The 23,999-nt window shown below is 72.5% G+C and carries 23 protein-coding genes and 1 pseudogene; 9 read left to right on the forward strand and 15 right to left on the reverse strand.

Features of this window, described 5'->3' with window-relative positions:
- Positions 1-29: 29 nt before the first annotated feature.
- From OHA84_RS07380 to OHA84_RS07390, 3 genes are all read right to left on the reverse strand, one after another.
- Positions 30-779 carry a DedA family protein gene (locus tag OHA84_RS07380; protein WP_266951632.1) on the reverse strand — a complete coding sequence of 250 codons (750 nt, stop codon included), beginning with the start codon at positions 777-779 and terminating at the stop codon, positions 30-32.
- A 57-nt stretch (positions 780-836) separates the two neighbouring features.
- Entirely contained in the window at positions 837-3,338 is a 2,502-nt protein-coding gene (locus OHA84_RS07385; RefSeq protein WP_266972524.1) for a glycoside hydrolase family 3 C-terminal domain-containing protein, read from the reverse strand.
- A 430-nt stretch (positions 3,339-3,768) separates the two neighbouring features.
- The gene (locus tag OHA84_RS07390; protein WP_199826666.1) at positions 3,769-4,221 is read right to left on the reverse strand and encodes a DUF4442 domain-containing protein; all 453 of its coding nucleotides are present in this window, start codon (positions 4,219-4,221) and stop codon (positions 3,769-3,771) included.
- A 96-nt stretch (positions 4,222-4,317) separates the two neighbouring features.
- Here OHA84_RS07390 and OHA84_RS07395 point away from each other — a divergent pair, with 96 nt between their 5' ends.
- Together OHA84_RS07395 and OHA84_RS07400 are read left to right on the forward strand one after the other, a co-directional pair.
- Entirely contained in the window at positions 4,318-5,349 is a 1,032-nt protein-coding gene (locus tag OHA84_RS07395; RefSeq protein ID WP_053683223.1) for a hypothetical protein, read from the forward strand.
- A gap of 70 nt (positions 5,350-5,419) precedes the next feature.
- A complete protein-coding gene (locus OHA84_RS07400; protein ID WP_266972521.1) occupies positions 5,420-6,724 on the forward strand; it encodes an MFS transporter in 1,305 nt (434 codons plus the stop codon).
- Positions 6,725-6,749: 25 nt separating this feature from the next.
- Here the strand turns inward: OHA84_RS07400 and OHA84_RS07405 are convergent, their stop codons facing one another.
- From OHA84_RS07405 to tuf, 3 genes and pseudogenes are all read right to left on the reverse strand, one after another.
- Positions 6,750-7,541 (reverse strand): spermidine synthase, encoded by a 792-nt coding sequence (locus tag OHA84_RS07405; RefSeq protein WP_266974120.1) that lies wholly within the window; start codon positions 7,539-7,541, stop codon positions 6,750-6,752.
- 83 nt (positions 7,542-7,624) lie between these two features.
- Positions 7,625-8,473 (reverse strand): patatin-like phospholipase family protein, encoded by an 849-nt coding sequence (locus OHA84_RS07410; protein WP_266972519.1) that lies wholly within the window; start codon positions 8,471-8,473, stop codon positions 7,625-7,627.
- 102 nt (positions 8,474-8,575) lie between these two features.
- A pseudogene (tuf, locus tag OHA84_RS07415) lies at positions 8,576-9,753 on the reverse strand (elongation factor Tu).
- Between the two features lie 614 nt (positions 9,754-10,367).
- Here tuf and OHA84_RS07420 point away from each other — a divergent pair.
- The 5 genes from OHA84_RS07420 (at position 10,368) to lnt (ending at position 14,450) form a co-directional block, all read left to right on the forward strand.
- Positions 10,368-11,096 (forward strand): TVP38/TMEM64 family protein, encoded by a 729-nt coding sequence (locus OHA84_RS07420; protein WP_266972517.1) that lies wholly within the window; start codon positions 10,368-10,370, stop codon positions 11,094-11,096.
- A 48-nt stretch (positions 11,097-11,144) separates the two neighbouring features.
- On the forward strand, positions 11,145-12,023 hold the full coding sequence (locus tag OHA84_RS07425) for an undecaprenyl-diphosphate phosphatase (protein ID WP_266951624.1): 879 nt from the start codon (positions 11,145-11,147) through the stop codon (positions 12,021-12,023).
- 114 nt (positions 12,024-12,137) lie between these two features.
- Positions 12,138-12,314 (forward strand): hypothetical protein, encoded by a 177-nt coding sequence (locus OHA84_RS07430; RefSeq protein ID WP_266951622.1) that lies wholly within the window; start codon positions 12,138-12,140, stop codon positions 12,312-12,314.
- A 69-nt stretch (positions 12,315-12,383) separates the two neighbouring features.
- Entirely contained in the window at positions 12,384-12,851 is a 468-nt protein-coding gene (locus OHA84_RS07435) for a nuclear transport factor 2 family protein (RefSeq protein WP_053683211.1), read from the forward strand.
- A gap of 54 nt (positions 12,852-12,905) precedes the next feature.
- On the forward strand, positions 12,906-14,450 hold the full coding sequence (lnt, locus tag OHA84_RS07440; protein ID WP_266972514.1) for an apolipoprotein N-acyltransferase: 1,545 nt from the start codon (positions 12,906-12,908) through the stop codon (positions 14,448-14,450).
- On the opposite strand, the gene OHA84_RS07445 is transcribed toward lnt, so the two are convergent.
- Positions 14,395-15,300 carry a Gfo/Idh/MocA family protein gene (locus OHA84_RS07445; protein ID WP_266972512.1) on the reverse strand — a complete coding sequence of 302 codons (906 nt, stop codon included), beginning with the start codon at positions 15,298-15,300 and terminating at the stop codon, positions 14,395-14,397. The two genes, lnt and OHA84_RS07445, sit on opposite strands and share 56 nt — an antisense overlap.
- 84 nt (positions 15,301-15,384) lie before the next feature.
- Here OHA84_RS07445 and OHA84_RS07450 point away from each other — a divergent pair, with 84 nt between their 5' ends.
- Together OHA84_RS07450 and OHA84_RS07455 are read left to right on the forward strand one after the other, a co-directional pair.
- On the forward strand, positions 15,385-15,906 hold the full coding sequence (locus tag OHA84_RS07450) for a DinB family protein (protein ID WP_266972510.1): 522 nt from the start codon (positions 15,385-15,387) through the stop codon (positions 15,904-15,906).
- A 301-nt stretch (positions 15,907-16,207) separates the two neighbouring features.
- Complete coding sequence (locus tag OHA84_RS07455) at positions 16,208-16,591, forward strand: hypothetical protein (RefSeq protein ID WP_266972508.1); 384 nt, start codon at positions 16,208-16,210, stop codon at positions 16,589-16,591.
- A 53-nt stretch (positions 16,592-16,644) separates the two neighbouring features.
- Here OHA84_RS07455 and OHA84_RS07460 read toward each other — a convergent pair whose 3' ends face one another.
- From OHA84_RS07460 to OHA84_RS07495, 8 genes are all read right to left on the reverse strand, one after another.
- Positions 16,645-17,175 (reverse strand): hypothetical protein, encoded by a 531-nt coding sequence (locus OHA84_RS07460; RefSeq protein WP_266972506.1) that lies wholly within the window; start codon positions 17,173-17,175, stop codon positions 16,645-16,647.
- A gap of 97 nt (positions 17,176-17,272) precedes the next feature.
- Positions 17,273-17,941, reverse strand: a complete 669-nt coding sequence (locus tag OHA84_RS07465) for a uracil-DNA glycosylase (RefSeq protein WP_266974119.1) — start codon at positions 17,939-17,941, stop codon at positions 17,273-17,275.
- Between the two features lie 112 nt (positions 17,942-18,053).
- Positions 18,054-19,637 (reverse strand): ABC transporter substrate-binding protein, encoded by a 1,584-nt coding sequence (locus OHA84_RS07470; protein WP_053683201.1) that lies wholly within the window; start codon positions 19,635-19,637, stop codon positions 18,054-18,056.
- 152 nt (positions 19,638-19,789) lie between these two features.
- Positions 19,790-20,551, reverse strand: coding sequence for an SDR family oxidoreductase (locus tag OHA84_RS07475; RefSeq protein WP_053683198.1), 762 nt, complete (start codon positions 20,549-20,551; stop codon positions 19,790-19,792).
- A gap of 34 nt (positions 20,552-20,585) precedes the next feature.
- Entirely contained in the window at positions 20,586-21,347 is a 762-nt protein-coding gene (fabG, locus tag OHA84_RS07480; protein ID WP_053683196.1) for a 3-oxoacyl-ACP reductase FabG, read from the reverse strand.
- Between the two features lie 173 nt (positions 21,348-21,520).
- Positions 21,521-21,904, reverse strand: a complete 384-nt coding sequence (locus tag OHA84_RS07485) for a DUF3037 domain-containing protein (protein ID WP_053683194.1) — start codon at positions 21,902-21,904, stop codon at positions 21,521-21,523.
- The gene (locus OHA84_RS07490) at positions 21,901-22,755 is read right to left on the reverse strand and encodes a HipA family kinase (RefSeq protein ID WP_266972502.1); all 855 of its coding nucleotides are present in this window, start codon (positions 22,753-22,755) and stop codon (positions 21,901-21,903) included. The genes OHA84_RS07485 and OHA84_RS07490 overlap by 4 nt, the downstream gene beginning before the upstream one ends.
- A gap of 613 nt (positions 22,756-23,368) precedes the next feature.
- A complete protein-coding gene (locus tag OHA84_RS07495) occupies positions 23,369-23,983 on the reverse strand; it encodes a cysteine hydrolase (RefSeq protein WP_053683190.1) in 615 nt (204 codons plus the stop codon).
- Between the last annotated feature and the right edge of the window lie 16 nt (positions 23,984-23,999).

The following is a 23,999-nucleotide window of genomic DNA, read 5'->3' on the forward strand; positions in this document are numbered from 1 at the left end:
CGGCGGACGCGGGCCGGCGGGTCGGGGCGTCAGTCCGACGCCCTCGCCGAGGTCGGCGCCGAGGAGGTGGAGGAGGCCGAGGACGCCGGCGCCGCCGACGGCTCGGTCGACTCGGAGGACCGGGCCGCGGGCGTCCGCCCGGCGGGTACGTCCGACTCCGTCTCCCGCAGCTGCGCCGCCGCCTTCTTCATCCGGCCGCGCACCACCAGCGTCACCGCCAGCCCGAAGAGCAGGGCCGCCGCCAGGGCCAGCCAGGAGAACCGCTTCAGCCACGGCTCGGCGACGATCCCGACGGAGTAGATGACGGCGGTGGTGCCGCCGGCCCAGAGGATGCCGCCCAGGATGTTCGCGACGAGGAAGCGCCAGTACGGCATGCGCAGCACGCCCGCCAGCGGTCCGGCGAAGATCCGCAGCAGCGCCACGAACCGGCCGAAGAAGACGGCCCACATGCCCCACTTGTCGAAGGAGCGTTCCGCCAGTGCCACGTGTTCCGGCCCGAAGTGCTTCGGGAAGCGCCGGCCGAGCTTCTCCAGCAGCGGCTTTCCGCCGCGCCGGCCGATGGCGTAGCCGATGGAGTCGCCCACGATGGCCCCGGTGATCGCGCAGAGCCCCAGCACCACCGGGTTGATGTCGCCGTGCTGCGAGGCCAACAGGGCCGAACTGACCAGGATGATCTCCCCGGGCAGTGGGATGCCCAGGCTCTCCAGTCCGATGACCAGCCCCACCAGGAGATAGACGCTGACCGCCGGAATCGTCTCCAGCCATTCCTGGATGTGCACCGGTACGTCCTCCAGATCATCTTCGGCGCGCCCCCTGTGACACGCCGAACGGGCAGCCTATCGGCTCGCCACGACGGCCCTCGCCCTCAGTGGCAGTTCACGCGAGGAACGGCCCGCGAACACCTCCCGCGGGCCTGAACCCACCACCCAGGTGTGCTGGTCCGGGTCCCACGACGACAGCGTCCGGGCGTCGATGTCGACGGTGACCCGCTGCGCCTGCCCCGGGGCCAGGGTCAGCCGCCGGTACCCGGCCAACACGCGCACCGGCTGGTCCAATCGCAGCGAGCCGGCCGGCCCGAGGTACACCTGCGCCACCTCCACGCCCTTGCGGGGTCCGGTGTTGCGGACCGTGAACTCCACGCGCAGCCCGCCGCGCTCCGCTCGCACGGCGAGCTTCTCGTACGCCCACGTCGTGTACGAGAGCCCGTGCCCGAAGGGGAACAGCGGCTCCACCTTCTGCGCGTCGTACCAGCGGTGGCCGACGTGCACGCCCTCGGTGTACTCCTGCCGGCCGCCGACGCCGGGGTAGCGCTGCGGGTCCCCGCCGACCGGGGTCGCCCGCTCCTCGACCGGGAAGGTCTGCGTCAGCCGGCCGCCCGGGTCGACGTCCCCGAAGAGCAGGTCTGCGGTCGCTCCGGCCCCCTCCTGCCCCGGGTAGTACATCTGGAGGACCGCCCCGGTCCGCGCGAGCCAGGGCATGGTGGTGCTGGAGGAGGTGTTGAGGACCACGGTGGTCCGCGGGTTGACGGCGGTGACGGCCTCGATCAGCGCGGCCTGTCCGCCCGGCAGCGCGAGGGAGGTGCGGTCGCGGCCCTCGGTGGCGTCCTCGTACGCGAACAGCACCACGCTGTGGGCCTCTTCGGCGGCCTTGACGGCCTCGGCGACGTCGGCGGCCCTGCCGGCGCGGGTGATGTGCCGCAGCCGCAAGCGCAGGCCCTTGTCCCCGCCGTCCGCGGTGACCGCAAGGCGGTGGACGCCGGCCTTGAGGGCGCGAGTGTGGCGCCGGACGGTCAGCCCGTCGGGGGCCGCCCCGAGGAGCCCGCCCGCGAAGTACTCGGCGACGCCCTGGCGTACGGGGAACAGGTCCTCCCCGTCGAGGCGTACGACCGGCCGCTTCCCGGCGTAGTGGACGATCAGCGTCCACTCGTCGGCCGCGGCCAGGGTGAACGTTCCCTCGTGGCTCCAGCGGCGGCCGGCGTCCACGCTGCGGTCGTCCAGATCGGCGGGCGGCGTCAGCAGGGTGGGCGGGAGCGCCCGGCCGTACACGTCCTCGCCGAGCACGTGACGGACGCTCGCCCCGTTCCCGGCGCGCCGCTTGATGGCGGTGAGCGGGGCCTCGGCCGCGTCGGGGACCACGTGGGCGCTGCCGCCGCCACCGACGAACGGCACCTGGCCGGTCGGGCCGATCACGGCGATCGAGCGGGCCGCCGCCCCGGTCAGCGGCAGGGTGCCGTGTTCGTTGCGCAGCAGAACCGCCCCCGCGGTGGCCACCTTGCGGGCGAACCGGGCCCCGGCGGAGGCGTCGCGGGTGGGGCGGGCGACGGGATGTTCGGCGAGCAGCCCGAATCGGTCCATGGTGGTCAGGATCCGGCGTACGGCGAGGTCCACGGTGTCCTGTGAGACCGAGCCACCGCGCACCGCCTCGCGCAGCGGGGCGCCGTAGTGGGTGCCACCGGGCATCTCCATGTCGAGGCCGGCGTTGACGGAAGCGACGGTGCCGTGGGTGGCGCCCCAGTCGGAGACCACCCAGCCGTCGAACCCCCAGCGGCCGCGCAGCAGTTCGTCCAGGAGCGCCTTGTTCTCGCAGGCATAGGTCCCGTTGACCTTGTTGTACGCGCCCATCACGACGCCGACGCCGGCGGCGACCGCGGCCTCGAATCCCCTCAGTTCGGTCTCGTGCAGGGTCTGTTCGGAGACGACGACGTCGATGGTGTCGCGACCGCGTTCCTGGTTGTTGAGCGCGAAGTGCTTGACGGTGGCGATCATTCCCTCGTCCTGGATCCCCCGCACGAGTTCGGCGACCAGGTCGGCCGTGAGCCTGGGGTCCTCGGCGAAGGTCTCGAAGTTGCGTCCGGCGAACGGGGTGCGGATCAGGTTGACCATGGGGGCGAGCAGGACGTCCTGCCCCAGCGCCCGGCCCTCGCGGCCCAGGACCCGGCCGTACTCCCGGGCGAGCGCCGGGTCGAAGGCGGAGGCCAGCAGCACGGGCGCGGGCAGCGCGGTGGCGCGTGCGGCGACGCGGACGCCGGCGGGTCCGTCGGCGAGCCGCAGGGCCGGGACGCCGAGCCGGGGAACGCCGGGCACGTGGCCGGCCTGGCCGAGCGGGGCGGGGTCCGGGGCCCCGTGCAGCAGGGCGGTCTTCTCGTCGAGGGTGAGCCGGCCCAGCAGGGCGTCGATCCGGGCCGTGCCGGCCGGCTGCCCGGCGGGTCCCGCCGCGGGGGACGCCTTGCGGGGCGCGGCCCCTGGCGGTACGGCGGCCACGCAACCGGCGGTGGCGAGCGTGGCGCCCAGGGCGCCGAGCAAACGCACCGCGGAACGTCTGGACACGGCCTCGCTCATGGGCGCTCCCTGCGGCGTCGGCATCGGCGGGAGCGGCCCGCGCCGGACCGCTCCCGCGCCCACTGTGCGCCGGGGCGCCGGCGGGTTCGCCCGGACGCGCCACCGCGACGCCGAGGTTCAGCCCTGCGGCGGCTGCGGCAGCCCCCGCGCTGAAGGCAGCGGCGTCCGAGGCCGGTTGCTCGCGGGTGGAGTGGACGGCCGATACCGACAACCCGGCGGCGTTGGACTTCTACGCGGCGCGGGGAGCGGAGCCCCGTGCCGGGAAGGTCATCCACCGGCTCGGGCAGTAGGCCCGTGGGCCGAGGCGCGCCGCGCCGGGGCGAGGCCGGCTGAGCCGGCGGCCTGACGGAACCCTGCCCCGCCGGTCGCCCGGAAACTCCCTGGGCTTCCCCCCGAAGGCCCAGGGAGAGCCTCCCTGACGCGCCGCGTGCTACGCGTTGGGGCGCAGCGTCCAGACGACGGTCATCTCACCCGTCACGGCCTCGTCCTCGCGCTGGATGGCGATGGTGACGGGGAACTCGGGGCGACCGCCGGCGTCCAGCTCGGCGATGACCTCGGCGGCCGGGCGGCCGAGCGTGGCGGTGGCGGTGACGACGCCCTTGGCGAGCTTCTTGTAGCCGATCTCCGCCTTGACGGCGAGCGGTACGGCGCGCGAGAGCTGGTCGCTGAAGGCGGCCAGGACGATGGCGCCGCTCGCGGACTCGGCCAGCGTGAACATGGCGCCGGCGTGCGGGCCGCCCACGTGGTTGTGGTAGTCGGGCTGGTCCGGCAGGCGGACGACCGCGCGCTCCGGAGTGGTCTCCAGGAACTGGAGGTTGAGGGTGCGGGCCATCGGTACCGTCGCGGCGAGCAGTTCGCCCACGTTCATCTGTTCTGCGCTCATGGAACGCGATGTTACCCACGAGTAGATGCGGTTGGCCAGACCTCCCCCGGGGGCGGCCGTGGCTCCCGACACCCGCTCCCACTATCGTTACCGGCCATGTGGCCAGGACAGCAGCAGCCGCCCGGGGGAGAGAACGACCCCCAGGACGCGCAACAGAACCCGTACCAGCAGCAGCCGGGAACGCCGAACCCGTACCAGCAGCAGCCGCCGCAGCAGGGGTTCGGCGAGCAGCAGCCGCCCGGCTACGGCTACCCCCAGCCGGGCTACCAGACGCCCCCTCCCGTACAGCCGTGGGGACAGCAGCCCCCGCAGACACCCCAGGGCGGCGGAACCCGCTTCTCCACGAAGACCGTGGCCATCGTCGCGGCCGCGGCGGTCGTCGTCACGGCCGCCGTCACCGGCACCTTCGTCCTCACCCGGGACAAGAAGAGCGACCAGGCCGACGACAAGCCCGTCGTCGCCGCCTCGTCCCCCGCCGCGAGCTCGGCCGCCCCGGCCACCCCCACCGGGAACCCGCGCGCCGGTGGTGACCTGAAGCCGGTGATCCCCGGTTGGAAGGTCGTCGTCAACCCGAAGCACGGCACCGCCTTCGACGTCCCGCCGGACTGGGAGGTGCTGAGCTCCGGCATGTCGATCGGCTTCGAGGACGAGGCCAAGGGCGACGGCTCGCCGATCGTCATGATGTCCGCGCCGGCGTACCTCAAGCAGGACTGGTGCAAGGTCGACTCCGACAAGAACGGCAGCGAGGAGACCACGTCGCTCGGCGGCACCGGCACCAAGGGCGGCCAGGGAGCGAAGGACACCGCCGAGGCGGCGCGCACCGAGGCCGGCAACTGGGTCTTCGCCGGATACGCGCAGAAGGGACCGAAGGGCACCACCAAGGTCACGGAGCCCAAGGAGTACACCACCTCCTCCGGTCTCAAGGGGCACATGGCGACCGCCTCGGTGACCGGCCTGCCGAAGGAGAACAAGTGCTCCTCGGACGGCAAGAGCATCGCCTTCAGCTTCAAGAACGCCAAGAACGACTTCGCGACCTGGGTCCTCTACAGCGCGGCCGGGGTTCCCGGCGAGGTCAGCCAGGAGACGTACGAGAAGATCCTCAGCTCCGTCCGCCTCAACGCGAGCTGATCTTCGCAGCCCCCTGCCCGGGGCCGGAATTTCGTTTGGAATCCCGGCCCCGGGCAGGGATAGTCCGTGGGTGAGCACTCCCCCCGCCGATCCCGCCCCGCTGTCCGCACGCCGACGCCCCGAATGGGCGGGCCGCAACTACAGCCTCCTGACGGCCGCGGCGGTCGTCACGAACCTCGGCAGCCACGGAGCGCTCATCGCGGCCTCCTTCGCGGTCATCCAGACCGGCGGGTCCCCGGGTGACGTCGGACTCGTCGCGGCGGCGCGCACCCTGCCGCTCGTCCTGTTCCTGCTCATCGGCGGAGCCATCGCCGACCGGCTGCCCCGCCACCGGGTGATGGTCGGGGCGAACGCCCTGAACTGCGTGTCCCAAGCCGCGTTCGCCGTGATCGTCCTCACCGGGCACCCGCGGTTGTGGCAGATGATGCTGCTCACCGCGCTCTGCGGCACGGGTACCGCGTTCTTCAATCCGGCCGCCGAGGGCATGCTGCTCTCCACCGTGTCCGGCCCGCACGCCAATCGGGCCTTCGCGCTCTTCCGGATGGCCATGAACGGCGCCGGCATCGGCGGCGCGGCCCTCGGCGGCGCCCTGATCGCCGCCATGGGCCCGGGCTGGGTGCTCGCCGTCGACGCGGCGGCCTTCGCCGTCGCCGGCGCCCTGCGCGCCTTCCTCGACGTCGGTCACATCCCCGACCGGGTCCCCGGCGGCGGGCTGCTGTCCGACCTGCGCGAGGGCTGGGTGGAGTTCAAGACCCGCCCGTGGCTGTGGAGCATCGTGCTCCAGTTCTCCGTGGTCGTCGCCGTCGTCGGCGCCGCCGAGGCCGTGTACGGGCCGTTGGTCGCGCGGGACCGACTCGGCGGGGCGGCCCCCTGGGGCCTCGCCCTGGCCTTCTTCGGCGTGGGCACCATCGCCGGCGCCTTCCTCATGATGGCGTGGAAACCCCGACGGTTGCTGCTGGTCGGCACCCTGTGCGTGTTTCCGCTGGCCCTGCCCTCCGCCGGACTGGCGGTACCGCTTCCCGTGTGGGCCCTGTGCCTCGTGATGCTCGTGATCGGCCTGGCGATCGAGGTGTTCGGCGTCAGCTGGATGACGACCATGCACCAGGAGATCCCGGAGGAGAAGTTCTCCCGGGTGTCCGCCTACGACTGGTTCGGCTCGGTGTCGATGCTGCCGCTCGCCACCGCCCTGGCCGGCCCCGTCGAATCGGCCGTCGGCCGCACCTCCGCCCTGTGGGGGTGCGCGGCCCTCGTGATCCTGGTCACCGGGCTGGTCCTGCTCGTCCCGGACGTCCGCCGGATGACCCGCAAGTCCGCGAAGGAAGCCCCCGACGTCCACGCGGCGCCGCCCGCCCCGGCCGCGCTCCCCCTGGGCTGACCCGCCCTCACCCGAGAGCCACGACCTAGTCGACGCTGAACGCCCCCGTCGGCGGCTCCGGCGAGGCGACCGCCTGCGCGTCCCCCACCGGCAGCGCCCCCCGCATGAACCGGGCCAACGCCTCCCCGTCCTCCACCCGCGCCGCGAACGCGTCGGCCGCGCAGCGCCGGGCCAGCGCCGCCACCGGGATCTCCCGGTCCGACGCCACGAGCACCGCGTTCCCGAAGCGCCGTCCCCGCAGCACGCCCGGCTCCGCGATCAGCGCCAGTTCCCCGAACACCGCCCCGAAGTTCGCCAGCTGCGCCCGCAGGAACCCGAAGGGCGCCCCGTCGGCCAGGTTCGCCGCGTACAGCCCGCCGGGCCTGAGCACCCGGGCCGCCTCCCGCGCGTACTCCACCGAGGTCAGCTGCGCCGGCACCCGCGCGCCCCCGAACACGTCCGCGACCAGGACGTCCACGCTCGCGCCGGGGGCGCCGCCCAACCAGGCCCGGGCGTCGGCCGCGTGCACCGTGACGCCGGCGCCCTCCGCCAGCGGCAGGTGCCGCGCCACCATGTCCACCAGTTCCGCGTCGAACTCCACCACCTGCTGTCGGGAGCCGGGCCGGGTCGCGGCGGCGTAGCGCGGCAGGGTCAGCGCGCCCCCTCCCAGGTGCAGCAGGTCGAGCGGGGCCCCGGGCTGGGCCGCGCAGTCGAGTACGTGGGCCAGCCGACGCACGTACTCGAACTCCAGGTGCTCCGGCGCGTCCAGGTCCACGTACGACTGTGGTGCCCCGTTGACGGTCAGCAGCCAGGCCCGTTCCCGGTCCACGTCCGGCATCAGCTTGGCGGTGCCCTGGCCCACGTCCCGGATCACCGGGATCTGTTCGTCGTCCACCCCACCATTGTCGGGCCGCCGCGCCGTCAGGTCGCCCAGACGGCCGTCGCCTCGGCCACGTGATCGGCCGCCTGTGCCAGCCCCGCCCGCGCCGCCGGGTCCCGCCGGGCGGGGTCCAGCACGTTGCGCCCGAAGGCCTTGCGCGCCACCTGGGACGGGGTGATCAGCAGCACCCGGGCCCCGGCCGCCCGCAACCGGGCCGCCTGCGTGGCGGGCGAGGGGATCACGCCGGTGCCCAGACTCATGGGCGCGAGGATCACCACCCGGGCGTATCCCGCCGCCAGGTCGGCGTTGGTGGCGGAGCGGACACCGCCGTCCATGAACCGTCGCCCGCCCACGGTCACCGGCGGCCACACCCCCGGTACGGCGCAACTCGCCGAGACGGCGTCCAGCAGCCCGGCCCCGCCCGTGCGGTCGAAGGCGGTGAGTTCCCCGCTCAGGGTGTCCACGGCGGTGACGACGAACCTCCGCTCGGGCCACTCCCGCGAGACCAGTCGGGCCTTGAGAACCTCGCGGCGCTCCGTCTCCGATGCCGTCCCGGCGGCGGCCAGGGCGTAGGCGCCGACGCGCCTGCGGTAGCCGGCGGCGTCGCGCGAGCGGGCCATCGCGACGGCGTACCGCGCGACGAGCCCCGCGCCGAGCCGCGCCACCGTCTCGCCCGAGGCGTCGCCCAGCTGACGTTCGTACAGCTCCCGGGGGGTCAGCAGCCCGGAGGTGAGTTGCGCGCCCACCACCGAGCCGGCCGAGGTGCCGACGACGAGTTCGGCGTCGCCCAGGTCGATGCCCGCACGGGCGAGCCCGTACAGGATCCCGCTCTCCCAGCCGATCCCGGTGAGCCCCCCGCCGCCCAGCACCAGTGCCGTTTCGCCGCTCATCGCCGCCCGCCCCTCGGTCGTGTCCCGTGATGACGGCAGTCTGGCCGAAGCCGACCGCCGCCACCACGGCGGGCCCCGATCCGGGCGACACCGAGGATCGGCTCAGAGGACGGCGGTCACCGTCCCGGCGCCGACCGTGCGCCCGCCCTCACGGATCGCGAAGCCGAGGCCGGTCTCCAGCGGCACGTCCCGCCCGAGCTCCACGGTCATGGTGACCGTCTCCCCGGGTCGGACGACGGCCGCCTCGCCCAGGTCCACGTCCCCGACCACGTCGGCGGTGCGGATGTAGAACTGCGGCCGGTACCCGGACGCGAGCGCCGTCGTACGGCCGCCCTCCCGCGCGGAGAGCACGTACACCCGCGCGGTGAAACGGCGGCTCGGCTCCACGCTCCCGGGCGCCGCGACCACGTGCCCGCGCCGGACCCCGTCGCGCGGCACGCCGCGCAACAGGAGCGCGACGTTGTCCCCGGCCTCGGCGGACTCCATCGGCCGGCCGAAGGTCTCCAGCCCGGTGACCACCGTCTCGACCGGCTCGCCGTCCCCGCCGAGCACGCTCACGCGCTCGCCGAGCCGGATCGAGCCCCGCTCGACGGCGCCGGTCACGACGGTCCCGCGCCCGGTGATGGTCAGCACGTTCTCCACCGGCAGCAGGAACGGGGCGTCCGTGTAGCGCACGGGCATCGGCACGTACGTGTCCACGGCGTCCAGCAGCGCCTCGATCGCCCCGGTCCAGCGCGGGTCCCCCTCCAGCGCCCCGAGCCCGGAGACCCGGACGACCGGGGCGGTGTCGCCGCCGTAGCCGTGCGCGGTCAGCAGTTCGCGGACCTCCAGCTCCACCAGGTCGGTGAGCTCGGGGTCCCCGGCGTCGGCCTTGTTGAGGGCCACCACGATGTGGTTCACGCCCACTTGGCGGGCCAGCAGTACGTGCTCGGCCGTCTGTGGCATGACGCCGTCGAGCGCGGACACGACGAGGATCGCCCCGTCGACTGGGCCGCGCCCGTGACCATGTTCTTGACGTAGTCGGCGTGACCGGGCATGTCGACGTGGGCGTAGTGCCGGGTGTCGGTCTCGTACTCGACGTGCGTGAGGTTGATGGTGATGCCGCGCCGGGCCTCCTCGGGGGCCCGGTCGATGCGGTCGAACGGGACGAAGGAGGCGCCGCCGCGCTCGGCGAGGACCTTGGTGATGGCGGCGGTGAGGGTCGTCTTCCCGTGGTCGACGTGTCCCATGGTGCCGATGTTGAGGTGCGGCTTGGTGCGCACGAAGGCCGTCTTGGCCATGATGTCTTCCCGTGTGTTCCGAAACTGGAGCGGGACCCCTGGAGCGAACCGACCCTCCCCCTGTGGGGTCCGCCGGACGATCCGGGAAGGGTCAGCTTCGTGCGCCGTCGAATGCGACGAGGGCGAGATCCTCCACGAGGAAGGCAGCCTTCGGCGCGTCCGCGACTGCGGACGGCGCTGCGAGGAAGGCGTGCCTGGACATGTCGCCGATCCTGCCGTGCGATCGGGCCGGCGTCGAACCAATTTCCGCGCGGTCGGGGGTTCTTGCCGACTCGGCCGGTTCACCGACCGCCCAGGGCGCTCACTGTCCGCGAGGGGCCGGCGACCCGGCGGCGGGGAGGGGCGGCCGGTCCCGGTGGGTCTCGCAGTGTCCTTGGTCACTGCTCGGGCCGGTACGCGGCGTCGGGTGCGCTGATCCGCGCGGACGGGCTCGCCGCCCTCGGCGCGGGCCCGTCGCACGACCGACCTGCTCGACGTCCACGACGCACCCTCTGCCGGGCGGCGCGAACCGCGTCCGCGGGCGGGCGCGGGGCACGTTCGGAGGTCGCCGGTCGTTCGACCGCATGAGGTCCGGATTACGGCGCGACGCCGCATGTGTCGGTTAGTCTCCCGGGATGTCCCTCCTCCTCGCGCCGTGGACCCGGCTGTCCGTGCTCGTCCTGCTGCTCGTCGCGGCGGGCGTGTGCGTGCTGCTGTACGAGCCCCAGCGCCTCCTCTCGGAGGGGTGGCCGCCGGCGCTCCCGGTGGGTGTGGCGGTGTCGCTGTTCGCGGCGGTGTACGGGTTGTGCACGGCGGCGTTCGTGCCGCGCCCGCTGCTGAACCTCGCCGCGGGGGCGGTCTTCGGAACCCCGTTCGGCCTGGTGGCGGCGGTGGGTGGCACGGTGCTCGGGGCCGGCGTCGCCTTCGCTCTGGGGCGGGTGATGGGGCAGGGGGCTTTGCGTCCGCTGTTGCGCGGCCGCTGGTTGCGGGCGGCCGACGGACAGTTGAGCCGGCACGGGTTCCGTTCCATGCTGGCGATCCGGATCTTCCCCGGGGTGCCCTTCGCCGCGGCCAACTACTGCGCCGCGGTCTCCCGTTGTGGCTGGCTGCCGTTCCTGGCGGCGACGGCCCTCGGCACGGTCCCGAACACCGCCGCGTACGTGATCGCGGGGGCCAGCGCCTCGTCCCCGGGTTCGCCCGCGTTCCTCGCGTCGTTCGGCTTCATCGCGGTCTCCGGGGTCGTCGCGGCGGCCGTCGCCTGGCGCAAGCGGCACCGTCTGGCACCCCCCGTCGTACACGGCCCGGCGTACGAGCCGGCGCCCCACCACCCCCCTGTGGTCAGCGGCGCCCCCCACGGGCCCTAGCATCGGACCCGAACTGCCCGACGATCACAAGGACGAGCGCACCCCGACATGAGCTGGTTCGAATCCCTAATCCTCGGTCTCGTCCAGGGGCTTACGGAGTTCCTCCCGATCTCCTCCAGTGCCCACCTCAGGCTGACCGCGGCTTTCGCCGGCTGGCACGACCCGGGGGCGGCCTTCACCGCCATCACCCAGATCGGCACCGAGGCCGCCGTTCTGATCTACTTCCGCAAGGACATCGCGCGGATCATCTCCACGTGGTTCCGTTCCCTCTACACCAAGGCCCTCCGCTCCGAGCAGGACGCGAAGATGGGCTGGCTGGTGATCGTCGGATCGATTCCGATCGGTGTCCTCGGCCTCGTCTTCAAGGACGCGATCGTGGGTCCGGCCCGCGACCTGCGACTGACCGCCACCACCCTGATCGTGATGGGCATCGTGCTCGGCTATGCCGACTGGCTGGCCTCGCGCGACGAGCAGGGCGGGAAGCACCGTGTCGTCAAGGAGCGCAAGACGCTCCAGGAGCTGGGCGTCAAGGACGGTCTGATCTTCGGTGTCTGCCAGGCGATGGCCCTGATCCCCGGCGTCTCGCGTTCCGGCGCGACGATCTCCGGCGGTCTGCTCCTGGGCTTCACGCGCGAGGCGGCGGCCCGCTACTCCTTCCTTCTCGCCATCCCGGCCGTGCTGGCCTCCGGGGCGTTCGAGATCAAGGACGTGATGGAGACCCCGGGGCACATCTCCTGGGGTCCGACGATCTTCGCGACGGTCATCGCATTCTTCGTGGGCTACGTCGTGATCGCCTGGTTCATGAAGTTCATCTCCACCAAGAGCTTCATGCCGTTCGTGATCTACCGGATCGCCCTGGGCATCCTGCTGTTCGCGCTGATCGGCACGGACGTGCTGAGCCCGCACGCGGGCGAGTCCGGCTCGTAGCGCGCGGCACGCTCACCGCTTCGCGTGAACCGGAGGCCGCTCGGGAACGTTCCCGGGCGGCTTCCGCGTCGTTGTGCCTGAAGAGACCTGAAGGCAAGCAGCAGGGGGTGTCCCATGGGTCGTGTGGTGTTGGAGCGTTTTCCGGCCGGAAGTCCGCGGGGAAGCTGGCCCGCCGAGGAGTACGCGGCGCAGCGATTGCGCGAGGGCGTGCCGGCCGAGGTCGTGATGGACCTGGACAGTGACGCGTTCCTGGTCGTGGTCCGACCGCGGGAGGCTCATTCCGGTCATTGATCGCGTGCGTGGGGGCCCGGTCCGCGCATGCCCCTTGGCCTCGCGGGCGTACGCCCCCAGACTGTCCCGATGACGCAGCGTGTGGACCTCGGGACGGTAATGGACAGGCTGGCCATCGACGAGGTGGTCTCGGGGTACGCGGCAGCCGTCGACGACGGTGACTGGGACGCCTACCGCGCCCTGTTCACACCGACCGGGCGGGCCGACTACAGCTCGGCCGGCGGGGTGGAGGGGCCCGCCGGCGAGGTGGCCGAATGGCTCGCGCGGACGATGCTGCTGTTCCCGGTGCGCCAGCACCTGATCGTCAACCGGCTGATCCGGCTGGAGGACCTGGGCGGTTCGCCCGGGGACTCGGCGCGGGTGCGGGCGGACTTCCTCAACCCGATGCGGCTGGCCGGGGAGGAGTTCGACGGGACGCTCACCTCCCCCAATTTCGTCGCCGCCGGGCGGTACGCGTTCGCGCTGGCCCGGACCGCGGACGGCTGGCGGCTCACCTCGGTCACCGTGCACGAGAAGTGGCGGCACCTGTCCGCGTAGCCCTGGCCGGGCTGATCCGGCCCGGCCGTTCCACACTGGAGGCGGAGGCGCGTCATGATCTCGAGGTCGAACCGGTGGTGGCGGGCGGCGGCAGCCGTCGCCTCCGGAGCGCTGCCCGCCCTCGCCTTCCCCTCGCCCGGGCTCTGGTGGTTCGCCTATGTCGCCCTCGTGCCCTGGATGCTGTTGCTGAGGTCCGCCCCCACGGGGCGGCGCGCGGCCCTGGAGGGGTGGCTCGGCGGCGCCGGGTTCATCTTCGCCGTGCACCACTGGCTGCTGCCGAGCATGCACGTGTTCCTGGTCGCGGTGGCCGCGCTGCTGGGGCTGCTGTGGGTCCCCTGGGCACTGCTGGTGCGGGAACTGCTCGGCGGGGTGCCGGCCGCCGGTCGTGCGGCGGCCGCGCTGGTCCTCGTACCGGCGGGTTGGCTGCTGTCGGAGTTGGTCCGGTCCTGGCAGGGCCTGGGCGGGCCGTGGGGGCTGCTCGGGGCGAGTCAGTGGCAGGTGCCGCCGGCGCTCCTGCTCGCTTCCGTGGGCGGGGTGTGGCTGGTGAGCCTGCTGGTGGTGGCGGTGAACTGCGCGCTGGTGCTGTTGCTGGCGGTGCCCGGGGCGCGGGTCCCGGCGGTGGCCGGGGTGACCGGCTGTGCGGTGCTCACCGGGGTGGTGTGGCTGTGGGTGCCGCGCCCGGAGACGACCGGCGCGCTGCGCGTGGCCGTGGTCCAGCCGGGGGTCGTCGCGGACGGTCCGGACAGCGCCGAGCGCCGGTTCGACGTCGGGGAGCGGCTGACCCGGACCCTGGCGGGCCAACGCCCCGACCTGGTGGTGTGGGGCGAGAGCAGCGTCGGCGCGGATCTGGAGGTCCGCCCGGACCTGGAACGGCGGTTGACGACGCTGTCCGCCGAGGTGGGGGCTCCCCTGCTGGTGAACGTGGACGCGCGGCGGGGCGACAGCGCCGGGATCCGCAAGAGTTCCGTCCTGATAGGGCCCCAGGGTCCGACCGGCGACCGGTACGACAAGATGCGGCTGGTTCCCTTCGGCGAGTACGTGCCCGCCCGGTCGCTGTTCGGCTGGGCCACCTCGGTGGGCAAGGCGGCGGGCGAGGACCGGGTGCGGGGCGACTCCCCCGTGCTGATGCCGCTGCCGGGGCGGCCCGGGCTGCTGCTCGGTCCGCTGGTCTGTTTCGAGTCCGCGTTCCCCGACATGAGCCGGCACCTGACGCGTGGTGGGGCCGCCGTGCTCGTCGCGCAGTCCGCGACGAGCAGCTTCCAGGACAGCTGGGCGCCGGCCCAGCACGCCTCGCTCGCCGCCCTGCGCGCCGCCGAGACCGGCCGCCCGGTGGTGCACGCCACCCTCACCGGCATCAGCGAGGTGCACGGCCCTGCCGGTGAGCGGGTCGGCCCGTCCCTCGCCACCTCGGCGAGCTCCGCCCACGTGTACGCCGTGCCGCTGGCCACCGGCTCGACGCTGTACGTCCGCTTCGGGGACTGGCCGGTGGGCGCGGCCCTCGCCGCTCTGGCCGCGTTCTGCGCGGCCCGGTGGAGGCCTTCGCTCAGGAAGCCTGCTCCAGAGCCGAGCGCACCACCCGTTCACACAGCTCGTGGGTGAGGAGGGCGTCCCGGGCGCTCAGCGTCGTGCCGGCCTCGACGGCTTCCAGGAAGGCGTCCACCACCTGTTCGATGCCCCGCTGGCGGGCGACCGGCACCCAGTCGCCGCGCCTGCGCACGGTCGGCTGGCCCTTGTGGTCGACGATCTCGGCGAGGTTGACGACCTGCCGCTTGGTGTCCTGTCCGGAGACCTCCAGGATCTCCTCGGTGGACCCGGACAGCCGGTTCATGATGCCGAGGGCGGTGAACCCGTCGCCGGACATCTGGAGCACCACCTGGTGCATCAGCCCCTCGCGCACCACGGCCCGGACGTCGACGTGGTCGGCGTCCCCGGGCAGCAGGAACCGCAGGGTGTCGACGACGTGGATGAAGTCGTCCAGGACCAGCGTCCTCGGGTCCTCGGGCAGCCCGACCCTGTTCTTCTGCATGACGATCAGATCGCGCGGGTGGTCGACGCACTGCGCGTACCCGGGCGCGTGGCGCCGGTTGAAGCCCACGGCGAGGGAGGTCCCGCGCTCCTCGGCCAGTTCGACCAGCCGCCGCGAGTCCTCGAACTCGTAGGCCAGGGGCTTGTCCACGTAGGTGGGCACGCCCGCCTCCAGCAGACGCGCCACGATCTGCGGGTGGGCCTCGGTCGGGGCGTGCACGAAGGCCGCGTCGAGGCCCGCGGAGAGCAGGGCGTCGAGCGTGGTGTGCCGGCGCTCGGCCGGGACGTGGTGGATCGCGCCGATCCGCTCCAGCGTGGCGGGGGTGCGGGTCTGCAGGTGCAGCTCCACTCCCGGACGGGCGGTGAGGACGGGCAGGTACGCCTTGCGGGCGATGTCGCCGAGTCCGATGACGCCAACCTTCACCGGGAGCCTCCAGGTTCGTTCCTTGTGGGACGCTCGCAGCTTAATCCCTGGTGACAGGGGCTGCGGTCGCTGAGGATGGGGCACATGACCAACTCCGGATCCCACCGCCCCGAACCCTCCACCACCGCGAACGAGCGGGACATGTTGGACGGCTGGCTCGACTACCACCGCTCCACATTGGCCTGGAAGTGCGAGGGACTCGGGGACGAGCAACTGCGCCGCAACGCGCTCGCGCCGTCCGAACTCAGCCTGTTGGGCCTCGTCCGGCACATGGCCGAGGTCGAACGCTACTGGTTCCGCGAGATCATGCTCGGCGAGGAGCTCCCCGACCTGTACTCGACGCCGGACAACGTGGACGGCGACTTCCGGTTCACCGCCGAGGACACCTGGAGCGACTCCGAGCGGGTGTGGCGGACCGAGATCGAGCTGGCGCGGCAGTCCGTGCAGGGTCGTTCCCTGGATCTGGTCTCGCGACCCGAGAGTCACCGCCGGGGCGAGGTGTTCAGCCTGCGCTGGGTGTACACCCACATGATCGAGGAGTACGCCCGCCACAACGGTCACGCGGACCTGCTGCGCGAGCACATCGACGGCGCCACGGGCGAGTAGCGGGCCCGGTCTCCGCCCGGATCGCGCTCCGGCCGTCAACCGGCGGCGCGCCGACGGGCGGTCGTCACCCGTGCGGGGGCAATATCGCCCCAGGGTTTTCGCAACCGGGTCCTCGCACAGCAGAGTTGCGCGAGTGCATCCAACCCGAACCACGACAAAACTACTGCTCGGAGTGGCCTGTGCCGTCTCGGCTGTCTCCGGCTGCGTGAATGTGACCCCGGCTCCGGCACAGCCCGCAGCGGTGCCCCCCGCGGGGTTGCCGCCGCGGCACGTGCCGCGCGGCGGGCCGGGAGCCCTCCCGGTGGTCGTTCAGGCGCCCGCCCTGGAGGCGCTGCGGGCGGTCCCCCGGGAGCCTGGGCATCCGGCGGCCGCGACCGCTTCGACGACCGGCAGCCGGGGCGAGCCGCCGAGGGCGCCTCGTACGCCCGCAGGGCCCGATCGGGCCGCGCCGCCGGTCCCGGACATCCCGGAGCCCCGCCGGCGGGGCGAGCATCCCTCGGGGCACGGCGACGGCCGTCCGGGGGACCGTACGCACCGACCCCGGCCCGACGCGAAGGCGCCGAGGGAGCTGATGCGGGAGTTGCCGGTACGCCCGGCGGACGTGTGCGCCATGGGCCGTCGCCACGGGCGCTGGCACCCCGACAGCCCGGAGGCCCGGATCTGCGCGGGCGTCCAGGGCGGCTGAGGGTCCCCCGTACGGCCTCCCGCACCCCGTGACGCCGCCCGGGCCCCGGGAGCCTACGGAGACTGCTCCGGGAAGGGGCGGGGCCGCTCGCCCGGATCCGTCGCGAGCCGCAGCTCCAGCCGGGCGATGGCGGCCCGGACCCGGTCGCCGTACCCGTCGTCGGCGAGCGCGCCGGTGGCCGCCCGGGCCCGGGCGAGGTGGACCCGGGCCGCCTCCGGTCGACGCAGTTTCACGTAGTCGGCGGCCAGGTTGAGGTGCAGCGACGGGTAGAACACCCGGACCGCCGGATGCGGGTCGCGGGCACCGCGCGGGGACCGGGCGCCCGGTGGGCCCGCCGTCGGACCGTCGGCGGCGGTCAGTGCCCGCAGGTCCCAGGCCAGTTCGTCGGCCGGGTCGTCCTGCGCGTCGGCCATGTAGTGCGCGAGGGTGCACCGGTGGAGCGGGGGCCCCGCCTCGCCGATCTCGGACCAGATCTCCCCCAGGCGGTTGCGGGCCTCCTCGCGGTCCCCGGCGTGCAGCAGGATGACGGCCTGGCCGATCCTGGTCATGACGGCGTCTTCGGACGCCTCCTGCTGCTCCGTCAACGCGGCCTCCGACTGGCTCTGCCAGACCTGCTCTCCGGTCTGATCGTCACGACGCTAACCGCAGGCGGCGCCTGCGACGCCCAGGCGGGGTGTGGCGTCAGCCAAGGTCCGGGATACGCCAGTCGATCGGCTCATGCCCCTGGGCGGCGACGGCTTCGTTGATCTGCGTGAAGGGGCGGGATCCGAAGAACTTCTTGGCCGACAACGGCGACGGGTGGGCGCCCTTGACGATCACGTGCCGGGCCTCGTCGATCAGCGGGATCTTCTTCTGGGCGTACGCGCCCCAGAGCACGAAGACGACCGGGTCGGGACGCGCGGAGACGGCCTTGATCACCGCGTCGGTGAACTTCTCCCAACCCTTGCCCTTGTGCGAGTTGGCTTCGGCCTCGCGGACGGTGAGCACCGCGTTGAGCAGCAGGACGCCCTGCTCGGCCCACGGCATCAGGTACCCGTTGTCCGGGACGGGGAGACCGAGCTCCTCCTTCATCTCCTTGTAGATGTTGCGCAGCGAGGGCGGGGTCTTGACCCCGGGCCGCACGGAGAAGCACAGGCCGTGTCCCTGGCCGGCGCCGTGGTAGGGGTCCTGGCCGAGGACCAGGACCTTCACCTTGTCGAACGGCGTGGCCTCCAGGGCCGCGAAGACCTGGTCGCGGGGCGGGTAGACCGGCCCGTTCGCCCGCTCCTTCTCGATGAACTCGGTGAGCTCTTTGAAGTAGGGCTGGTCCAGCTCCCCGCCGACAGCGGGGAGCCAGGACTCGGGCAGCATCTGGGTCACGTCTACAACCTCCGGTACAGGATCGAGCAACTGCGCGGTGCAACTGCCCAGAACCTACCGGGAGCCACTGACAACGCGTCGTCCGGCTGCCCGCGCCGGCCCGCTACCAGCTGGTCTTGCGGTAGAACTCCCACATCTGCATGACGGTCTGCGGGTCGAGGGCCCGCTCGGCGCCGGCGATGTCCTCGCGTGCGCCGACGTACAGCTTGCCCTGCCACAGCGGCAGCAGCCGGACGTCCTGGGCGAAGATCTGCTGGGCCTCCTCGAACTCCTTGACGCCGGCGGCCCGGTCGCTCTCGCGGCGGGAATTGGGCAGCAGCTCGGTCATGATGCGCGCGGGCTCGTACGGGGTGCCGACCGCGTTCTGCTTGCCGACGAACGGGGCGATGAAGTTGTCCGGGTCCGGGAAGTCGGGGAACCAGCCTCGGCCGAAGACCGGGTACTCGCCCTTCTTGTAGCCCGCCTGGAAGGCCTTCCAGGGCTGGCCACGCAGGTTGATCTTGAAGAGGTCGCTCTCTTCGAGCTGCCGCTTGATCTCGGTGAACTCCTCGGCGGTGGAGGGGCCGTACCGGTCGGTCGTGTACCAGAAGGTCAGCTCGACCTTCTGGGTGATCCCGGCTTCCCGGAGGATCTTCTTCGCCTTCTCGACGTCCGAGTGGCCGTACAGGTCGTAGAACGGCGTCCGGTGGGCGACGGTGCCCTTGGGAACCATCGAGTACAGCGGCTCGGCCGTGCCCTGGTAGACCTTGGCCACGAGCGCTCCCCGGTCGATGACCTGGGCGATGGCCTGGCGCACCGGCAGCTTGGCGACCTGCTGGTCCTTGGGGTTGAAGACGAGGTAACGGATCTCGGCGCCGACGTTCTCGACGACCTGGACGCCGGCGTCGTGGGACGCGGGCGTCTGCAGGTCCTTGACCTCCGCGGCGGAGAGGCCTCGGTAGGTGGCGTCGATCTCCTTGGACTTGAGTGCCGCGACCAGCTTCTTGGAGTCCGCGAAGTAACGGATGGTCACCCCGTCGTTGCGACGGTTGGCGAAGCCCGTGTAGCTCGCGTTGCGGCTGAGGACCGCTTCGCTGCCCTCGGTGTACGAGTCGAGGACGTAGGGGCCGGAGCCGATCGTCTTGCCCTCCTCGCGCACCTTGTCCGCCGGGTACTCCTTGGGCGGGACGAGCGAGGCGGCCGGCGAGCCGAGGACGTACGGGAAGGTCGCGTCCGGGGTGTTCAGGTGGAAGACGACCGTCGCCGCGTCCGGGGTCTCGATCTTGTCCAGGCTGCCGAAGAGGTCCTTCGGACCGACCTGGGAGTTGATCGTCCGGATCCGGTCGAGGGAGTGCTTGACGGCCTTGGCGTCCAGCGGTTCCCCGTTGGAGAACTTGAGGCCCTTCTTCAGGGTGCAGCGGTAGGACTCGTTGCGGGAGTCGGTGAACTCGCAGGCCTGGGCGGCGTCCGGCTGGGGCTGGGTGGAGCCCGTCGGGAACGCCAGGAGCGTCTGGTAGATGTTCCGGTACAGCTCCCAGGAGCCGTCCCATGCCGCGGCGGGGTCGAGGGTGCTCGGCTGGCTCATCGTACCGACGACGATCCGCTTCTTGTCGTCGCCGCTGTCGTCGGAAAGCAGACCGCATCCGGCGAGCAGGGATATGGACGCAAGGGCCGCAGTGATCTGCAGGCATCTGGTCCGGTTGAACACGCGCACGCTCCTCGATCAGCCAGGGGTGCGGCAGACCCTACCGCAGTGCCTCACAAATCCAATGGGCAGGTTTCGTGAGGCACTTGACCGATTACGTGCGTATTAGGTACGCATTTGCCTCCTCCTGGGAGGCAAATGCGTCCGATTATCGGTCAGTGCACCCCGGCATTGAGGAACATTCCCCCGTCGACGACCAGAGTTTGTCCCGTGATCCATTCCGCTTGTGCAGATGTAAGAAAGGCCGCGGCGCCCCCGATGTCCTCCGGGACCCCGAGGCGGCCGAGCGGATAGGCCGCCGCGGCCTCCTGCTCACGACCTTCGTAGAGCGCCTGCGCGAACTTCGTCTTCACCACCGCGGGGGCGATGGCGTTGACCCGCACGCCCGGCGCCATCTCGTGCGCGAGCTGGAGGGTGAGGTTGACCATCGCGGCCTTGCTCATTCCGTACGCGCCGATGAAGGGCGAGGCGGAGACGCCGGCGATGGAGGCGATGTTCACGATCGCCCCGCCGTTGTCCTTCTGCCAGGCGTGCCAGGTCCGCTGCGCGAAACCGAGCGCCGAGATCACGTTCGTCTCGAAGACCTTGCGCGCGACGCCCAGGTCCAGGTCCGCGATCGGCCCGAAGACCGGGTTGGTGCCGGCGTTGTTGACCAGGAAGTCGACCCGGCCGAAGGCCTCCATCGTCCGCTCCACGGCGACGGCCTGGTGGGCCTCGTCGTGCGCCTTCCCGGCGACTCCGAGCACCCGGTCCGCCCCGAGCCGCTCGACGGCCTCCTTGAGGGTGTCCTCGTTGCGCCCGGTGATGCACACCCGATCGCCCCGGGCGACCAGCGCCTCCGCGATGCCGTAGCCGATGCCCCGGCTCGCGCCGGTGATCAGTGCGACCTTGCCGCTGTCGTTGCCGCTGTACGTCATGCCGTACGCCCTGCCTCTCGTTCGTCGCCGCGCGTCAGTTGAGCGGGCCGCCGGCCACGTACAGGACCTGCCCGGAGACGAAGCCGGCCGCGTCGCCCGTGAAGAAGGCGATGGCGTTGGCGATGTCGTCCGGGTTGCCGACGCGCTGCACCGGGATCTGGGTGGCGGCGGCGGCCTGGAAGTCCTCGAAGCCCATGCCGACCCGGGCGGCCGTCTGAGCGGTCATCTCCGTGGCGATGAAGCCGGGGGCGACGGCGTTGGCGGTCACGCCGAACTTCCCGAGCTCGATGGCCAGGGTCTTGGTGAAGCCCTGCAGACCGGCCTTCGCGGCGGAGTAGTTGGCCTGGCCGCGGTTGCCGAGGGCGGAGCTGCTGGAAAGGTTCACGACGCGGCCGAACTTGGCCTCCACCATGTACTTCTGACAGGCCCGCGCCATCAGGAAGGCGCCCCGCAGGTGCACGTTCATGACCGTGTCCCAGTCGGTGGCGCTCATCTTGAAGAGCAGGTTGTCGCGGAGCACGCCCGCGTTGTTGACCAGGATGGTCGGGGCGCCGAGCGTGCTCGCCACGCGCTCGACGGCCGCCTCCACCTGCGCGCTGTCGGAGACGTCGCAGCCGATGGCGACGGCCCTGCCGCCGGCCGCCGTGATCGCCTCGACGGTGTCCTTGCAGGCCGCCTCGTCCAGGTCGAGTACGGCGACCGCACGGCCTTCGGCGGCCAGGCGTACGGCGGTGGCCGCGCCGATGCCCCGGGCCGCCCCGGTCACGATCGCGACGCGCTGCTCGGTGGTGGACATGCTGGATCTCCTCGCGCTTGGAATCCTCGGTGCGCCGACGCGGCCCCTCATGGGTGAGCAACCGCTTAGTAGCTTCGGCTGGACAGACGCTAGGAGCCCTGGCACCCGGTGTCAACGGCGCCGGCCCGCAGGGCCCCCGGGTCGCGCGCCGATCCCCGGAGGGTCCGCCGCGCTCAGCGCACCAGCAGCTCCAGCAGCCGTTCCACCTCGGCCTCCGGGTCGGCCGTCAGGCCGGTGTGCACCGGGCCCGGCTGCACCACGGTGCTGCGCGGCGCGATCAGCCAGCGGAACCTGCGGCCGGGCTCGTCGCCCGCCGCCTGACCGGCCGACTCGCCGCCCGCGCACAGCCCCTCGACCCCGAGCAGCGCGGCCCGTACACCGCTCACGTCGGCCTCTGGGTCGAGGGCGAGCAGCTTGCCCTCGTCGAGGTGGGTGCGCGCGGCGACGTAGGAGTGCGCCCGGCAGTAGACGATCACGCCGGCGTTGAAACACTCGCCGCGCTCCATCCGGGGCACCACACGCACCAGCGCGTACTCGAACACGTCCCGCTTGATCACTCGCTGTCGCTCTTCTTCTCGTCGGGCTCGGTCTTGGCGCGCGGCGGCGCGAGGCGCTCGGCCAGCCACCCGGGCGGACCCGACCTCGGCCGGACCTCGGCCTTCATGGTGATCCTCTCGTGGATGCCGGCCGCCCGCGGCAGCAACGCGTCCACATAGGCGCGTCGCACGGCGTCCGTGGAGTCGAAACCGGGCTCGTCGACCAGCCACTCGTCCGGCACGTCCGCGGTCACCTCGTCGAGCAGCTCCCTCGTCACCAGCGGCGCGAGCTCCGCGGCGGCGGCCGCGATGTCGGGTCCGACGGGGGCCAGGACGTGGTCGGAGGCGTTGTAGGACTTGGCGGCGGCGGTCGCGGCGGTCGGCCAGTTGTGCTGCCAGATCATGGTGGCGCCGTGGTCGATGAGCCACAGGTCGCCGTGCCAGACGAGAAGGTTCGGGTTGCGCCAGGAACGGTCGACGTTGTTGATGAGGGCGTCGAACCAGACCACGCGTCCGGCCTCGACGGGGTCCACCTGGTACGCGAGCGGGTCGAAGCCGATCGAGCCGGGCAGGTAGTCCATCCCGAGGTTCAATCCGCCGCTGGCCTTCAGCAGCTCCTGAACCTCCTGGTCGGGCTCGCCGAGCCCGATGACGGGGTCGAGCTGCATCTGCACCAGGCGCGGGACCCGCAGGCCCAGCCGCTGGGCCAGTCGGCCGCAGACGACCTCGGCGACCAGGGTCTTGCGCCCCTGGCCGGCCCCGGTGAACTTCATGACGTAGGTGCCGAGATCGTCGGCCTCGACGATCCCCGGCAGCGAGCCGCCCTCACGCAGGGGCGTGACGTAACGGGTCGCGATCACTTCTGTGAGCATTTTCCCAGGCTAACGGGCGAACGCGCTGCACGATCCAAGGTTTTCCCGAACGGCTGCCCAGCCCGGTCGGACCGTCGGTCAGCCCCGGGAACAATCCGGGCGTTCGAGCCGGAGACCTCGCTCCCCCGGCTCCCCGGCAGACCGGCGATGGCCCGGCGCCCGATGCTGCCTGCCTCCGGCACGGAGTGAGCAAGGTGGTCGCGCGTGTGGAGGCGGTCGCGGACGCCCCGGCCCGCGCCGCGGGGCCGGGCGTACCCGCTGTACGTGACACCGGCCTGCCTGTCGGGGGATGTCTCGCAGCTCGTGCGGCAGCAGCGATCCCACCCAGCAGTCCCGCAGAGTGCCTTGGGGCATGGAGCGGAGCCTCAGGGTGCCCTCCATCCGGAATCCGGCCTTCGTCGCGGATGTGCTGTTCGAACTCCGGTCGGGGCGGGGCTCGCGGGGCCGTACGGGGAGGCTGCGGGGAGGTCCGGCCGTGTGGGCCCGAGGGCCCGACCTGCGTGACACGGGTGCCGAGGTCGTCGACCAGTCCCGGCAGCGAGCCATCCTCACGCAGGGGCGCGACGTGGCGGGTCGCGATCACTCCGGACAGCGTCCGGCGAGGTTGCGGGGGTCACCGCGGCACGGCCCACCCGTCGAGCAGCTCCCGCGTCGTGGTGATGGTGGCGACCAGCGCCAGCGCGTTGCGGATCACCTCGGCGGTGTACGCCGCGGGTACCCCGGTGATCGCGTCGGACGGGACCACCACCCGGTAGCCGAGGTTCACGGCGTCGAAGACGGTGTTGGGGATCGCGATGTTCGAGGAGACCCCGGTGACGACGAGGGTGCGGACGCCGAGGTTGCGCAGCAGGGCGTCCAGGTCGGTGCCGGCCATCGGGGAGAGGCCGTGGAGCCGGCGCACGACCAGGTCCCGCTCGGCCACCACGATGGGGGCGGCGACCTCGACCGCGCGGCTCCCGCTGAGTTGGCGCACCGGGAGCTTGCCGGCGGCCCGGAAGAGCCGCGCGTTGGCGTTGGCGCCGAGTCCGTCCGGCCGCCGCTCCGCGACGGCGTGCAGCACCTGTACGCCCGCTCCCCGGGCGGCGTCGACCAGCGCGGCCACCCGGTCCAGCATCCCCGAGTCGCGGGCCTCCTTGGCCAGTTCGGGCAGGGCGCTCTCCTCGCCGACGACGCCGTTCTGGCATTCGACGGTGAGCAGCGCGGTGGTGGCGGGATCGAGTTCCGGCATGGCTCCCCCTGGCGTG

The sequence above is a fragment of the Streptomyces sp. NBC_00513 genome, from assembly GCF_041431415.1.
Classification (GTDB): domain Bacteria; phylum Actinomycetota; class Actinomycetes; order Streptomycetales; family Streptomycetaceae; genus Streptomyces.

Excerpts from the sequence above, each read along its gene's own strand:
- OHA84_RS07430 (WP_266951622.1), top strand. The coding sequence starts at position 12,138 with ATGGGTCGTGTGGTGTTGGAGCGTTTTCCGGCCGGAAGTCCGCGGGGA.
- OHA84_RS07405 (WP_266974120.1), bottom strand. The coding sequence starts at position 7,541 with ATGCCGGACGTGGACCGGGAACGGGCCTGGCTGCTGACCGTCAACGGG.
- OHA84_RS07410 (WP_266972519.1), bottom strand. The coding sequence starts at position 8,473 with ATGAGCGGCGAAACGGCACTGGTGCTGGGCGGCGGGGGGCTCACCGGG.
- lnt (WP_266972514.1), top strand. The coding sequence starts at position 12,906 with ATGATCTCGAGGTCGAACCGGTGGTGGCGGGCGGCGGCAGCCGTCGCC.
- OHA84_RS07395 (WP_053683223.1), top strand. The coding sequence starts at position 4,318 with ATGTGGCCAGGACAGCAGCAGCCGCCCGGGGGAGAGAACGACCCCCAG.
- OHA84_RS07495 (WP_053683190.1), bottom strand. The coding sequence starts at position 23,983 with ATGCCGGAACTCGATCCCGCCACCACCGCGCTGCTCACCGTCGAATGC.
- fabG (WP_053683196.1), bottom strand. The coding sequence starts at position 21,347 with ATGTCCACCACCGAGCAGCGCGTCGCGATCGTGACCGGGGCGGCCCGG.
- OHA84_RS07465 (WP_266974119.1), bottom strand. The coding sequence starts at position 17,941 with ATGCTGCCCGAGTCCTGGCTCCCCGCTGTCGGCGGGGAGCTGGACCAG.
- OHA84_RS07420 (WP_266972517.1), top strand. The coding sequence starts at position 10,368 with ATGTCCCTCCTCCTCGCGCCGTGGACCCGGCTGTCCGTGCTCGTCCTG.
- OHA84_RS07385 (WP_266972524.1), bottom strand. The coding sequence starts at position 3,338 with ATGAGCGAGGCCGTGTCCAGACGTTCCGCGGTGCGTTTGCTCGGCGCC.
- OHA84_RS07450 (WP_266972510.1), top strand. The coding sequence starts at position 15,385 with ATGACCAACTCCGGATCCCACCGCCCCGAACCCTCCACCACCGCGAAC.
- OHA84_RS07390 (WP_199826666.1), bottom strand. The coding sequence starts at position 4,221 with ATGAGCGCAGAACAGATGAACGTGGGCGAACTGCTCGCCGCGACGGTA.
- OHA84_RS07425 (WP_266951624.1), top strand. The coding sequence starts at position 11,145 with ATGAGCTGGTTCGAATCCCTAATCCTCGGTCTCGTCCAGGGGCTTACG.
- OHA84_RS07475 (WP_053683198.1), bottom strand. The coding sequence starts at position 20,551 with ATGACGTACAGCGGCAACGACAGCGGCAAGGTCGCACTGATCACCGGC.
- OHA84_RS07435 (WP_053683211.1), top strand. The coding sequence starts at position 12,384 with ATGACGCAGCGTGTGGACCTCGGGACGGTAATGGACAGGCTGGCCATC.
- OHA84_RS07490 (WP_266972502.1), bottom strand. The coding sequence starts at position 22,755 with ATGCTCACAGAAGTGATCGCGACCCGTTACGTCACGCCCCTGCGTGAG.